This is a genomic window from Bifidobacterium sp. W8112, from assembly GCF_016101425.1.
In the GTDB taxonomy this organism is placed as follows: Bacteria; Actinomycetota; Actinomycetes; order Actinomycetales; family Bifidobacteriaceae; genus Bombiscardovia; species Bombiscardovia apousia.
Genome location: NZ_JACFQN010000004.1, coordinates 73,529 through 86,483, shown reverse-complemented (window position 1 = coordinate 86,483; position 12,955 = coordinate 73,529). Strand labels below are relative to the sequence as shown.

Here is a 12,955-nt window from a genome sequence, read left to right as displayed (position 1 = left end):
CCGGCGGCTGGTCGACCGTGTACGCAAGGCTCCTGGCGAAAGGCTGCCCGTCCTGCCTGCCCGTGATGAGGATGGCGGCCGGCCCCGGCTTGCGGGCGGGAGCTTCAGCCCGCCAGGCGCTGCCGGTCTTGCTGAGGCTGAGCGGCTGGCCGTCCAGGCTGGCTGATGCCAGGGTGGGCGCCTGTGCGGTGCCTAGCCTGTCGGGTTTGCCGGGCTGGCCCTGCCCGTCCATGCTCCAAGTGAACATATTGCCCTGCCTGCTGCCGGCGGCGATTCTGCCGCCGGCAGCGGTGGCCTGCATGTACTGCTGGCTCCCGTCGTCCGCGCGCTTGGGGGTTTCGCCGGGCTTCCAGGCCCAGACGTGGCCGTGTTTGTCGATGATCGTGGCCTGATTGTCGCTGCTGTTGATTGTGCCGGTTTGCTCGCCGCCGGGCAGGCTGACGATTGTCGGGCTGCTCTTGCCGTCTGGCAGGTGCCGGGCCTGCCCGTCCGCGTCCAGGAGGAGGAACCCCTGGTTGAGGGCCTGGGCCTGGACGGTGCGGGTTTCCGGCTGCTGCTTGACGCGTGCGGGCTTGCCGTTTCCTGTCTTGCTGGTGTCCCAGGTCCAGGCTTGCCCGTCAGCGTCCACGATGAGCGCCTGGCTGGCGGAGGCGACGGCGGTGACGGCCTGCGCTTGCCCGGGCAGGCTGGTTGCGGCCTGCTGTATAAGTTCCGGGTTCTGGCTGTCGGCCTTGCTGGCCTGATAGGTGTGGACCTGGCCCTGCCGGTCCACCGCCAGCAGGAGGTCATTGTCCGTGCTGATGCTGGTGAACCCGGCATCCTTGCCGGTGTCGAGGAGCGTAGGTGCTGTTTGTCCGCTGGCCCAGGTGTATATCCGCTGGTCGGATCCGATCGCGGCCTGCCGGCGGCTGCCGGCTGCAACCTGCAGGTAGCGGAACCCGGCAGGAGCCTGGGCGGGGGAGGGAACTGGTTTGGGCGTGCTGTCCTGCGTCCAGGTGTAGATCCGCCCGTCGCCGGCCATGCCGAGGAACCGGTCTCCAGCGGCGTGGATGCTGGCGAACTGAGGCTCCTGCCTGTCGGGCGGGCTGATGGTCAGCCGGGCGCCGGCGGCGGGCCCGTGATCCGGGCTCAGCGTCCAGTCCGTGGTCTTCGACCATTGGGCTTTCAGGGTCGTGTCCTGGAGGATGGGGGTCCGGAAGTCGAACGGCTGGTTGTCGTATGTCCATCCGTCGAACCGGAAGCCCTCGCGCACTGGGTTCTGTTGCGGGGGAGCGGCGAGCGTGCCGGTTTTCACGGTTGACTGAGTAGGTGTGCTGCCGTCGGCAGGGTCGAAGCGCACTGTATGCGAAGCCTGACCATCCGACTTTTCGGATGGCTTGGCAGGAGTGGAGTCTGCGCTGCCGGGTGTTCCTGTCGTCGATGACGGGGTTCCTGGGCTTGCTGTCGGGTTTAATGGTGTGGTGGTTTGTATTGGTGATGGTGTGGGCAGTGGTGTGCTGGTTGCGTTGCTGGGGAGAGTGCCGGGGGTTTGCTCAGCTACGCGAGGGGTCTGACGACCCCCCCCCCCCGGTGAGGACAGGAGCATCCGCCTGGGCGGATGCGACGCCCAGGCCCGCAAGCATTCCCAGCAGGACGACAGCCATCGCCAGGATGCGACGCAGACGGGAAACCAGATGCATGAAACCAAAACCCCTTACCAAACACCAAACGGAATCAATGCCGTTTGCCTACTCAAATTCTGTTTGTCAACGCCAACCCTGCATCAAATCGCAGGAGCCAATGGCGAAGCCAGTCGTCTTTTCGACATCCCCCGCTTTTCACCCTACCACCCGACCCACAAACAACACACGAACGCGTCAGGGGCACTTGGATACGGCGAGGCCCCGCCTCCTGCTATCTGCAAGAGAACGGGGCCTCATCCTTAAACCGTCAAGAAGAGATCAGCCGGTGTTCTGCAGGCCGGCGGCGACTCCCGAAACGGTGCAGAGGATCAGGTAGATGAAGTCGGCCTGTTGGCTCTTGCTGAGCTCCTCCTTGTCGTTGCGGCGACGCAGGGCCCGCAGGGCACGCACCTGGGTCACCGACAGGGCGTCCACATAGGGAGAGCGGATCCGGATGGCCTGGCCCAGCACGTGGCGGTGCTGCAGGGGCCACTCGTCGCCCACGATCTGCAGAACCCACTTGCGGGTCAGCTCCATCTCCGAGAGGACCTTCTGGCTCAGGTCGTCCCGGTCGCCCAGGGAAAGGTACATCTTGGCGATGCGCTCGTCGGTCTTGGCCAGGCTCATCTCGATGTTGTCGATGAAGGTGCTGAAGAGCGGCCATTCCTCGTAGGCTTGACGCAGGGTCTTCAGGTCGCCGAACTTCTCGCAGGCGGTGCCCAGGCCGTACCAGGCGGCCAGGTTGATGCGGGCCTGTGCCCAGGAGAAGACCCAGGGTATGGTCCGCAGATCGTCCAGGGACTTGGCGCCCAGACCGCGCTTGGCCGGCCGGGAGCCGATGGGCAGCAGGCCGATCTCGTTCAGGGGCGTCACGATGGAGAACCAGGGGGCGAAGTCCGGCGTGTGCAGCAGGTCCAGGAAGCGCTCGTGGGCGGCCTGGTCCAGCTTGTCGGCCATGTCCGCGTACTTCTCGGTCATGGTGGTGTTGCGCTCCTCCACGCTGGGCGCGGACTGGAGCAGTGTGGCCGCAGCCACGGACTCGATGTGGCGGATGGCCAGGACCGGGTTGCCGTAGCGGGCGAAGATGACCTCGCCCTGTTCGGTCAGCTTGAACCGGCAGTTGACCGAGCCCACAGGCTGGGCCAGCACAGCACGGTTGGCAGGGCCGCCGCCACGGCCTACGGCGCCGCCGCGTCCATGGAAGAGGGTCAGGTCGATGTCATGGCTCTCGGCCCACTTGGCGATGCGCTCCTGGGCGGAGTGCAGGGCCAGGGTCGCCGAGACAGGGCCGGCGTCCTTGGAGGAGTCGGAGTAGCCCAGCATGACCTCCATCTTGTTGCCGGTCTCCTTGAGCCGGGCCTGGACCTCGGGGATCTTGATGATCTCCTCCAGCACGTCCACCGAGTTCTGCAGGTCCTCCAGCTGTTCGAACAGGGGGATCACGTCGATGACCGGCACGTCCTCGGCATGCTCGAAGGCCAGCCGGTTGAGCTCGTAGACGTCCTTGACGTTCTGCGCCGACTTGGTGAAGGAGATGATGTAGCGGCGGGCGGCCTTCTGGCCGTTGCGCTTCTGGATGGCTCCCAGGGCCCGGAAGGTGTCGAGCACCTCGTGGGTCATGGGCTGCAGCTCGCCGCGCTCGCCGTGCAGGCCGTGTTCGCGGATGTCTTCCAGGGCGCGGGCGTGGACCAGGGAGTGCTGGCGGAACTCCATCTCCACCATGTGGAAGCCGAAGGTCTGGGCCTGCCAGATCAGATCCTGCAGGGGGCCGTAGGCCTGACGGGCCGCGCCCGCCTTGGCCAGGGAGTCCTGGACCACGCGCAGGTCGGCGATGAAGTCGTTGCAGTCGGCATACATAAGGTCGGCGTCACGCTGGATGGTGGCCTGCAGGCGGTCGGCGATGACCAGGACCACGGCCCGGTGCAGCTCGTTGTGCGAGATGGTGGTGGCCCGGTCGGTCAGGCGCTCGCTCATCTCTTTCTGGTGGCTCCACAGGCTCCTCAGCTCGGGGCTGGGGGGCGTGGTGGTCACCTCCATGGTCATGTTGCGGCCCACGGTGGTGGTGGCCTTGACCAGGGCCTTGAGCATGTGGTCGGAGAACTTGCGCGCCACCTTGCGCGAGACCTTGGCGGTCACGTTGGGGTTGCCGTCACGGTCGGAGCCGATCCAGCTGCCCGGGTGGAAGAAGGCGGGGCAGACGGGCTTGACCATGCCGGCCTTCTTGCCCAGCATCCAGTCGTCGAAGCGGCGGTAGACCTTGGGAATGGTCTCGAAGAGCGTGGCGTCGAAGATGTCCAGAATGGTGTTGGCTTCCTCGACGGGCGTCGGCTTCTTGGCTGCGATGGGCGAGGTGCGGAAGAGGGCGTCGATCTCGTTGTGCAGCAGACGCTCGTTCTCCTCCAGCTCGGAACCGCCCAGACCGCGGCGGACGGCCAGCAGGTTGGCGATGCGCCGGATCTTGCCCTCCACGGCCTTGCGCCGCGCCTCGGTGGGGTGGGCGGTGAAGACGGGGTGGAACTCCAGCTTCTCCAGCAGCTCCGAGGCCTTGGCCGGGCCCATCTCCTGAAGCAGCTGGCTGTAGGCGCTGGTCATCTCGTTGATGGGGTCGGTGCCCTTGACTTTGAGGTCCACCTTGCCCTCGCGCTCATGCAGGACCTTCACCCGGTAGTTCTCCTCGCAGAGGTTGGCCAGGTGGAAGTAGGTGGTCAGGGCGCGGGCCAGCAGCTGGGAATCCTTGACCGAGGTGTCGTCGATCAGGGCCACGGCCTTGGACAGGCCGTCCTCGTCGGGCACGGGGTCCGAGGGGTGGCGGTTGAAGTGCTCGGCGCTGGCCGTCATCACGTCCTCGCGCAGGGAGTCGAACCGCTTGAGCAGCTGTTGATCGAATTCCCCCAACACATCCCTGAGCAGCCGCAGGCACAAGGCCATGTCCTCATCCAACGATTGAGGCAGCTTGCGTTCCTCCGGCCCCTTGGTCCCGGTGCCGGATGTGACCAGGGTCGCATCGGCAGCCGTGATTTGCTGATTACTGTCTGTCATCAGTCCTCCTTGTCGAATCGCAGGTTGCCCGGTCTTCGACCATTCCACGGCTCCTCCGCGGTTATTAGTGGTCGGCGTTGCAGGCCCACAGCCTTCGGTTCGATGGCTCGCGGCCCATTCTAGGACGCTTTCGGGTCGGATACGTTTCATGGTCCCGTGCGGCGGTGCAAGGGCACGTGACCCGGGTGGAGTATGAATGTGGGTGTGAAATTCAAGAGCAGGAGTTCCAAGGACGGCTATCGCGGCAGGACCGCAGCCGAGGTCAGACGGGTAAGCAAGTACCACACCCACTCCATTCCGCTGGACATGGAGGACATTGAACGCGATTACGACAAGCCCATCGTCGAGGCCTGCATCGCGGCCAAGACCAGCCTGATTGTGCGGGTGGGCATGCTGGAGCTGGGGGCCGGCACGGGAAGCTTCCGCGTGCGCGAGATGATGCATAGGATTGCCTATCCCATGGGCGTGCATGTGCGGGCCGACGTGAACCTGACCGATATCGAGGCCACCTGCACGGATGGCGTGTCCCGCATCACCGAGGTGGTGGACCTGCCCACCACCGGGGTCAACACCGAGCGGATCTGGCTGCTGGAACACTTCGCGGACTGGCTCAGCGTCAAGTGCGGGCAGGCGGGGACCTACCACACCATGACGGTGGTCTCCCGGGAGCTGGTGGACAACCTGGACGAGCCGAACGTCTATGCGGCGGCCCGCAAGGCGGTCAAGGAGGTGCTGGCCCAGGACCAGGATGCGGCCAAGGCGCTCAAGGACGCAGTGGCCACCGCCGTGCACAACGAGGACGAGATCAGCCAGAACCGGATCGATGCAGCGGCCATAGACACCAGGACGGCCGCCGGTCTGGGCACCGTAGGCTCCACGCCTCGGCCGGCGGATTCCAAGGATTCGGATTCGAGCGCCGCCGGTTCTGCAGCCACCGGACCGTCTGCAACCAGCCAAGGGCTCGGCTCTGAGGCTGGGCGGCCTGCCCCCTCTGACAAGCCCGCGTCCCCAAAGCCACAGGCTAGGGGTGGCATCACGGTCCGGCAGGCGCACGAACGCCTGGACCTGATCGAGCGACGCAAACCCCTCTATTCGCCCCTCTTCTCAGGCTTCGCCTCGGCCGTGGCCTGCGCAGCCTTCGTCTTCCTGCTGGGCGGCGGCCCCTATGACATGGCCGGAGCCTTCGTCGGCGCTGGCATAGGCCAGTGGGTGCGCCGTCAGATGCTGGGCAGGCGGATCAACCAGTTCTTCGCCACCGGGGTGGCGGTCATCATCGCCGCCCTGGCTTGTGTCGGCACGCTGAGGCTGGTGGGAATCTTCGACCCGGTGGCCCTCAAGCACGACACGGCTTACATCGGCGCCATCCTCTTCGTCATTCCCGGCTTCCCCCTGGTCACCGGCGGCCTGGACATCGCCAAGCTGGACTTCCCGTCTGGGGTGCAGCGCATCACCTACGCCTTCTCGATCATCCTGGTGGCCACGCTGGGCGGATGGGCCGTGGCGCGGATGGTCATGCTCAACCCCCAGGGCTTTGAACCCATGAACCTGAGCCCCTGGCTGATGGCCGGCCTGCGCTTGATTGCGGCCTTCTGCGGGGTCTGGGGCTTCTCGGTCCTCTTCAATTCACCCCAGCGCATGGCCCTGGTGGCTGCCGTCATCGGCGCTCTGACCGACACGATGCGTCTGGAGATGCAGGACCTGCTTCATGTCCCTCCGGAGATGGCCGCCTTTCTGGGCGCCTTCCTGGCCGGCATGCTGGCCACGGTCTGGCGCTCCTCGGTCCGTCACGGCCTGCTGCCGCCCCACCTGGGCTACCCACGAATCAGCCTGACCGTGCCCTCCATCGTCATCATGGTGCCCGGCCTGTATATGTACCGGGCCATGTTCTACCTGGGGCAGTTCAATACGCTCAACGCCCTGGACTGGGCCTTCCGGGCCTTCATGGTCATCATCTGCCTGCCCATCGGCCTGGTCACGGCCCGGGTGCTGACCGACCGCTCCTGGCGGTACGACGTCTAGTAGCGCATGCCCATGGCCGAGCGGACCTGATCAAGGGTCTCCTCGGCTATCTGGTTGGCGCGCTTGTTGCCCTCGACCAGGATGTCGCGCACGGCGTCCATGTCCTTGGCCAGCTCGGCCCGGCGTTCGCGGTGGGGCGCCAGGAACTCGTTGACCGACTTGGTCACGTAGGCCTTGAGGGCGCCCGAGCCGGCATCGCCGATCTCCTCAGCGATGTCCTCGGGCTTCCGGTCGGTCACCAGGCCGGCCGTGGTCAGCAGGGCGGAGACCTGGGGGCGGTTGACAGGGTCGAAGGTGATCCTGCGCTCGGAGTCGGTGGGCGACTTGCGGATCAGCTTGGCCGTCTCCTCGGCGGTGGCTCCCAGCATGATGGAGTTGCCGTAGGACTTGCTCATCTTGCGTCCGTCCAGACCCGGAATCTCAGGGGTGTCGGACAGGATGGCATCAGGTTCGGGGAAGACCGGGGCCTGGCCGGGGTAGCGCTCGTCGAAGCGGCGGGCGATGGTCCGGGTCAGCTCCACATGTGGCAGGTTGTCCTTGCCGATGGGCACGACGTTGGCCTTGCAGAAGAGTATGTCGCAGGCCTGGTGGACCGGGTAGGTCAGCAGCAGGCCGGTCAGGGCGTGGCCGCTGGCCTCCATCTCGGCCTTGACGGTGGGGTTGCGGTGGAGCTCGGCCTCGGTCACCAGGGAGAGGAAGGGCAGCAGCAGCTGGTTCTCCGCCGGGGTGGACGAATGGGTGAAGATCATGGTCTTCCTGGGGTCGATGCCCGCAGCCAGATAGTCCAGCACCAGGTTGAGCACGTTGTCGCGGATGTGCTCGGTGGTGTCCCGGTCGGTGATGACCTGGTAGTCGGCGATGACGATGTTGGTGTGCACGCCGCGATTCTGCATCTGGACGCGCTCGCGGATGGAGCCGAAGTAATGGCCCAGGTGGAGCCTGCCGGTCGGGCGGTCGCCGGTCAGCATGGTGTAGCGGCTCGGATTCTTGTCCAGCTCGGCCAGCACCTGGTCGGACCGATGCTTGGCGGCTCTGAAGCTGTCGCTGATCTCGTTGCCTGCCGCTGTGACTTCTTCCTGCATGGTCCCACCCTTGCCGTCGTGCCGAATGTCGTTCTGGGAATTGCTTTTATGGTAAAAGTCCGAGCCGACAAGATGCTCAGGTGGTACTCTCATAAATGATGCAAATTCACATTCAAGTTGCCTAAGTGCACGTTACCTGGCGAAGGGGGTCGGATGGGCCGCGGACGTCAGAAGGCTAAGCAGACGAAAATAGCCCGGAAGCTCAAATATCTGACAACGGACACGGATTACGACGAGCTGGCCAAAGAGCTCAGCAGCAAGGAACCCGGAACCAGGGGCAAGGATCCCTTCAAAATGGTTGAAGAGGAGTACTCCAAACCGGATTCGCGCAAATCGGGGGGCCAGGACCCCGAGGATTCCACGGACGATGATCTGGACGATTACGCCCGGTGGGCCGCCGAGGCTGCTGCCAAGGCCACCTCTGGCGAGATGCCGGCCACGCCCAAGCCCCACAAGCGCATACCCATTCCCGTGCCAAGCGCGCTCAAACACCACAAGGACAAGAAGACCGCAGCCAAGGGGTCCGCGAGCAAGTAGCCGGCCTCATACCAGCGGCAGCAGCTCGTGCAGATCGTCTCGCTCGCCCACGGCGCTGATATGCCCGGCTGCGGCTTCTTCGCTCCAGCTGGTGACACCGGCGGCCAGACGCAGCCAGACATCCGGGTCCAGTTCGATGACGTCGGGCGGGGTCAGGTTATGCGGGTCGGATGCCGGCCCGTCCAGAATCTTGACGGCCCCCCAAGGCGCCACCCTGACCTCTACGCCGGGGCCGGGGGCCTTGATCTCCAGCATGTGCAGGGAATAGCGGACTGCCATGGCCTTGCTGCGCCTGTCTGTTTGCGGGGCCACTGTCAGCCGGTCGCCCTCCGGGCCCAGATTATTCGCGGCCTCCTTGGCCGCATCGCGCCAGGCCAGAAAATCCCGGCGGCCTTCTTCCATGTCTGCTTCCCGTATGGCACTCATGGCTCCATTGTGACGCGCCGCCCCAACAGGCGTGTCCAGCAGGCTGCAGCCGGGCCGAATTCAGGCATGAAAAAAGGAACCCGTTGCCCTCACGTCTTTGACGCTGGGTCGGATTCCTTCCCGACCGGAACGGTCAGGCCTGTGCGCCCGCTTGCAGAGGGGTCTCGGGGTCCTCGGATCCCTTGTCCTCCTCATCCTTGGCCAGGCCCAGGTCGACTGGCGATGAGCTGTTCTCCCATGGCTCCTCCCAGGGATCGTAATCCGGGTTCTGCTGCTTGTATACGAACAGAGCGACAACGCCGGCCAGCAGCGTGCCGAAGAGCAGTGCAAAGAACTTCCAGCCGTTTGAAGATGAATTCTCCATGTTTGGCTCCTTTCGACGACTTTCGTCGGTCCTGCCCACTTCGACCGACCTAGTCAACATCCTAGTAGAAAGCGGCGAACTGTGGGGCGCATCGGTGCCATTGCGGCACGGAAACCGCACACCCCGGGCCGGATGGTCAGGTAAGGTAAGGTTCATGGTCAATGGCATGGGCACCGGTTTCGCAGGCGGAGGGAACGGTCGGGGGCCGCTGGGCTGGATCCGGCGGCACTGGGGTGACCATGCTCCGGTGGTGACCATAGCCATCACCCTGATCTGCATAGTGGCCTGGGTCATCCAGATGGCCCTGTACCTGCTGGCTCCGCTTCGCTACCAGCGGCTTTTGCTGGGCTACTGGGCCTTCGTGCCGATTACGGCCATTCATGAGCCCTGGATGTTCGTGACCAACATATTTCTGCACGCCACCAATGTCTCGCACATCCTCTTCAACATGATCACCCTCTGGGTTGTGGGGCCGGTGCTGGAAAATCTGATAGGGCATGGGCGTTTTCTGGCCCTCTATCTGATCAGCGGGCTGGGCGGAGACCTGGGGCTGATGGTCTATGCGGTCCTGGCGCCCAATGGATGGGGCACGTCGGCCATCGGGGCCTCGGGCGCGCTCTTCGGGCTCTTCGCCGCCATCCTGGTGGTCTACCGCCGTCTGGGGATCGACATCGTTTCCATGGTGGTCTGGATGGCCATCAACTTCTGCATGCCCCTGTTTGTGCCCGGCATCGCCTGGCAGGACCATGTGGGCGGATTCATAGTCGGCGGCCTCTTCATGCTGGCCCTGCTGCACATGGGCCGGCCTGGCTCGCGGGTGCATGGCCTGCTCTCCTGGCTGCTGCCCACGCTGATCTTCCTGGCGGCCCTGGTCCTGTTGGCTTTGGGCTGCAACATGGCCAACCCCATGCGCTGAAAATCAGCATCTGGCTGCCGACTATCTCGTCTCCGCTTTGGGTCTCGTTATCGGTAAATGACATGGATGTCATCTATCCACATTTGTTGACAATCGTGTGGATAACCTGGGAATAAGTATCCAGAACTGGTGCATATATACCGGCAAAAAGTGGATAAGTGAAGGCAGAACCCAATCAGCAGTAGGGTTGTGGACGAGTGTCCTAGGAAGTCCACGATGAATTCGGGCGATTGTGGATAACTGTGGCTTGAGTCTGACAACAGTGGATGAAATAGGTGGAGCTGGAGGCTTGAATCCACACATGCATAACGTTCAGGTGTGGACGGTTATAGGCAGGTATACAAAGAACCCCACAGCCGTGCCTGAGCGGTTGTGGGGTCCCTAAAGAACAAGGCGACTGGATCAGTGCCACCACATGGTCATGAGGAAGCCGACCAGCAGAATGCCGAAGCCCACGGCCAGGTTCCAGTTGCCGATGCCGGGGATGGGGAAGACATTGCCCCGGGTGGAGGCGATGTAGTAGACCACGATCCAGATCAGGCCCACCACCATCAGCGTGACGAAGAGAGGCACGAACCAACGTGGATTGGCCTTGGTGCTCTTGATGGTGTCCTCCACGCGGCGGGTGTTCTCCTCCTGACGCTGCACGATGCGGCGCATCTGCGGGGTCATGTGCTTTTTGTCAACGTTCTGGTTGAGCACAGCCTCCACCTTGTCCATGGACAGGCCGTACTCCTCGTCCTCGGCGTCCTCGCCAGTGTCAGCGGTCTTGGCCTCGTCCACCGCCTGGTCCTCGTCATCATGGAGTTGATGCTCTGCCATGAGGTTATTCTCCTTCAGTAGATCTACTAAGCCATAGTAGCGGTTAGACTCGAACGTAATACTATCGCAGACGAGGATGAGGGTATGCCTATGACCAGACGGACGGGAAGGCACGGTGCGCGCAGGTCCCTGGTCGGCACAGTGTCCGTGGCTGTGGTGCTGGCCCTGGTCGGGTACATGCTGACCACCAACATCCGTGTCAACAGGACGGTCACGGTCACCTCGGACACGGCCGGGCTGGTGGAGGAGCGCCAGAACAAGGCTGCCGAGCTGCGCAAGGACATCAATGACATGAGCTCGCAGATCAACGCGCTGAAGACCCTGACCGACGACAAGGGCAGCTCGGACCAGTCCCGCGAGGACCCTGGCTCAGGCACGGTGCTCAAGGCCGTCCAGGGGCCGGGGCTGACGGTGACCCTCAACGATTCCCCGCTCTGGCAGCAGAAGGTGGGGTCCGACGGGTCGACGGCCAACATCAACGATTACGTCATCCACCAGCAGGATGTGGAGAGCGTGGTCAATGCGCTTTGGGCCGGGGGAGCCGAATCCATGCGGATCCAGGATCAGCGGGTGCTGCCCACCACGGCCGTGCGATGCGTGGGCAATGTGCTGCTGCTGCACGGCCGAAAGTACTCGCCGCCATATAAGATTTCAGCCATAGGACCAGTCGATCGGATGACCAAGTCCCTGAATGCTTCGCCATCCATCCGCGTTTACAAGGAGTATGTGAATACGGTGGGTCTGGGTTGGAATGTCGAATCTTCGGACAATCTGAGATTCCCTGAGACGACGGCTGTCCTGCAGCCACTCCAGTACGCATCGCTAGATGAGAAGGCACGGTAAATGACGACAGAGGACGCGGAGAACGACAAGACGTCGGCCGACAAGCCGGCGGCCGACAAGCCGGCGGATAAGCGACGAGCCTGGCTGGTGGGCATTGCAGAAATCGTAGGGGAATTGCTGATTACCCTTGCCGTCATCTGCGCCCTCTACGTGGTCTGGCAGCTCTGGTGGACCGGCGTGCAGTCCGAGCATCAGCAGTTGCAGGCCCGGGCATCGACCTCCTGGAGCAACCCGGGATCGGGCGACTCCCGCAAGGTGGCTAAGCCTCAGAAAGGGGCGCCGCCGGTACAGCCCAAGCAGGCCGCCGAGGGTGAACTGATGGCCCAGGCCTACATTCCTCGGTTTGGACAGCATTGGGAGCGCAATGTGGTTCAGGGCACGTCGCCCCGGGAGCTGGCCTACGCGGGACTGGGGCACTACCCCAATACGCAGATGCCGGGCGAGATGGGCAACGTGGCCATAGCCGGACACCGCGCCGGCTATGGTGAGCCGCTGGGCCATGTGGACGAGCTGCGGGTGGGCGATGCCATCGTCCTGCGCACCAAGGATTACTGGTACGTCTACCACTACACCCGGTACAAGATCGTCTCGCCCGAAGAGGTGAGCGTCATCGCCCCCAACCCTTATTCACCCAGCGACGCTCCTGATCGGCGCATGATCACGCTGACCACCTGCGAGCCCAAGTACACCACGGCCACCCATCGGTGGATCAGCTGGGGCGAATTCGGCTACTGGGCCAAGGTGTCCGACGGCGTGCCCAAGGAACTGCTGGGCGACCGTGGCAGCAATGTGGCCTTTGCAGACGACAAGGGCTCGGTCATGGCCAGGCTGGGTTCTCTGCAGCCGGTCTTCCTGGTTTTGGCAGCAGCCTATCTGATCATCTACCTGGCGGCACTGGCTGCCTGGCGTTACCCCCTGCTGCGGCAGATTCGCAAGGGCGAGAAGCCCCAGCCCATGATCAGCCTCTACGGCTGGCTGTTGCGGCACCAGTCCGGCATAGCCCCGATTCGATGGCTTCTGCTGATTCTGCTTCTGCTGGCGCTGGTTTGTGCCCTGATGGAATGGGGCTTCCCATGGTTGGCCAGCAACGTGCCCATGCTCAGACAGATGTCCAACTACTCCACCTTCTGACCTAGACGGCATAGGAAGAGCGGCGGGGCCGCAGGATCACGTTAGATCCTGCGGCCCCGCCGCTTATTGATGTCATATCTTGCCGACTGCCGGAAGTGATTGCCCTAGTTTATCT

12 protein-coding genes are annotated in these 12,955 nt (G+C 63.8%); 5 read left to right on the top strand and 7 right to left on the bottom strand.

Features of this window, described 5'->3' with window-relative positions; genetic code table 11:
• The 3 genes from H3T92_RS07960 to H3T92_RS07950 all read right to left on the bottom strand — a co-directional run.
• On the bottom strand, positions 1-1,339 hold a 1,339-nt coding region (locus H3T92_RS07960; RefSeq protein ID WP_198189841.1), incomplete at its 3' end, for an InlB B-repeat-containing protein.
• Between the two features lie 193 nt (positions 1,340-1,532).
• Positions 1,533-1,679 carry a hypothetical protein gene (locus tag H3T92_RS07955; RefSeq protein ID WP_198189839.1) on the bottom strand — a complete coding sequence of 49 codons (147 nt, stop codon included), beginning with the start codon at positions 1,677-1,679 and terminating at the stop codon, positions 1,533-1,535.
• A 261-nt stretch (positions 1,680-1,940) separates the two neighbouring features.
• Entirely contained in the window at positions 1,941-4,700 is a 2,760-nt protein-coding gene (locus H3T92_RS07950; protein ID WP_198189837.1) for a phosphoenolpyruvate carboxylase, read from the bottom strand.
• Between the two features lie 306 nt (positions 4,701-5,006).
• On the opposite strand from H3T92_RS07950, the gene H3T92_RS07945 reads away from it, so the two are divergent.
• A complete protein-coding gene (locus H3T92_RS07945) occupies positions 5,007-6,719 on the top strand; it encodes a threonine/serine ThrE exporter family protein (protein WP_232342029.1) in 1,713 nt (570 codons plus the stop codon).
• Here H3T92_RS07945 and trpS read toward each other — a convergent pair.
• A complete protein-coding gene (gene trpS, locus H3T92_RS07940; RefSeq protein WP_198189833.1) occupies positions 6,716-7,801 on the bottom strand; it encodes a tryptophan--tRNA ligase in 1,086 nt (361 codons plus the stop codon). The two genes, H3T92_RS07945 and trpS, sit on opposite strands and share 4 nt — an antisense overlap.
• Positions 7,802-7,954: 153 nt before the next feature.
• Here trpS and H3T92_RS07935 point away from each other — a divergent pair, with 153 nt between their 5' ends.
• Positions 7,955-8,338, top strand: a complete 384-nt coding sequence (locus tag H3T92_RS07935) for a DUF3073 domain-containing protein (RefSeq protein ID WP_024627535.1) — start codon at positions 7,955-7,957, stop codon at positions 8,336-8,338.
• Between the two features lie 6 nt (positions 8,339-8,344).
• Here H3T92_RS07935 and H3T92_RS07930 read toward each other — a convergent pair whose 3' ends face one another.
• Together H3T92_RS07930 and H3T92_RS07925 are read right to left on the bottom strand one after the other, a co-directional pair.
• Positions 8,345-8,764 (bottom strand): sterol carrier family protein, encoded by a 420-nt coding sequence (locus tag H3T92_RS07930; protein ID WP_045923787.1) that lies wholly within the window; start codon positions 8,762-8,764, stop codon positions 8,345-8,347.
• Between the two features lie 133 nt (positions 8,765-8,897).
• Positions 8,898-9,128: a hypothetical protein gene (locus H3T92_RS07925; protein ID WP_015021110.1), complete on the bottom strand. Its 231-nt coding sequence runs from the start codon at positions 9,126-9,128 to the stop codon at positions 8,898-8,900.
• A gap of 154 nt (positions 9,129-9,282) precedes the next feature.
• Here H3T92_RS07925 and H3T92_RS07920 point away from each other — a divergent pair, with 154 nt between their 5' ends.
• Entirely contained in the window at positions 9,283-10,044 is a 762-nt protein-coding gene (locus H3T92_RS07920) for a rhomboid family intramembrane serine protease (protein ID WP_232342027.1), read from the top strand.
• Positions 10,045-10,446: 402 nt separating this feature from the next.
• On the opposite strand, the gene crgA is transcribed toward H3T92_RS07920, so the two are convergent.
• On the bottom strand, positions 10,447-10,866 hold the full coding sequence (gene crgA / locus H3T92_RS07915; RefSeq protein WP_024627538.1) for a cell division protein CrgA: 420 nt from the start codon (positions 10,864-10,866) through the stop codon (positions 10,447-10,449).
• Between the two features lie 90 nt (positions 10,867-10,956).
• Here crgA and H3T92_RS07910 point away from each other — a divergent pair, with 90 nt between their 5' ends.
• On the top strand, positions 10,957-11,709 hold the full coding sequence (locus tag H3T92_RS07910; RefSeq protein ID WP_101431771.1) for a DUF881 domain-containing protein: 753 nt from the start codon (positions 10,957-10,959) through the stop codon (positions 11,707-11,709).
• Positions 11,710-12,840: a class E sortase gene (locus H3T92_RS07905; protein ID WP_198189831.1), complete on the top strand. Its 1,131-nt coding sequence runs from the start codon at positions 11,710-11,712 to the stop codon at positions 12,838-12,840.
• The last annotated feature ends 115 nt before the right edge of the window (positions 12,841-12,955 follow it).

Coding starts and splice junctions, on each gene's coding strand:
- H3T92_RS07935 (WP_024627535.1), top strand. CDS start 7,955: ATGGGCCGCGGACGTCAGAAGGCTAAGCAGACGAAAATAGCCCGGAAG.
- H3T92_RS07950 (WP_198189837.1), bottom strand. CDS start 4,700: ATGACAGACAGTAATCAGCAAATCACGGCTGCCGATGCGACCCTGGTC.
- H3T92_RS07905 (WP_198189831.1), top strand. CDS start 11,710: ATGACGACAGAGGACGCGGAGAACGACAAGACGTCGGCCGACAAGCCG.
- H3T92_RS07930 (WP_045923787.1), bottom strand. CDS start 8,764: ATGAGTGCCATACGGGAAGCAGACATGGAAGAAGGCCGCCGGGATTTT.
- H3T92_RS07945 (WP_232342029.1), top strand. CDS start 5,007: ATGGAGGACATTGAACGCGATTACGACAAGCCCATCGTCGAGGCCTGC.
- crgA (WP_024627538.1), bottom strand. CDS start 10,866: ATGGCAGAGCATCAACTCCATGATGACGAGGACCAGGCGGTGGACGAG.
- H3T92_RS07925 (WP_015021110.1), bottom strand. CDS start 9,128: ATGGAGAATTCATCTTCAAACGGCTGGAAGTTCTTTGCACTGCTCTTC.
- H3T92_RS07910 (WP_101431771.1), top strand. CDS start 10,957: ATGACCAGACGGACGGGAAGGCACGGTGCGCGCAGGTCCCTGGTCGGC.
- H3T92_RS07955 (WP_198189839.1), bottom strand. CDS start 1,679: ATGCATCTGGTTTCCCGTCTGCGTCGCATCCTGGCGATGGCTGTCGTC.
- H3T92_RS07920 (WP_232342027.1), top strand. CDS start 9,283: ATGGTCAATGGCATGGGCACCGGTTTCGCAGGCGGAGGGAACGGTCGG.
- trpS (WP_198189833.1), bottom strand. CDS start 7,801: ATGCAGGAAGAAGTCACAGCGGCAGGCAACGAGATCAGCGACAGCTTC.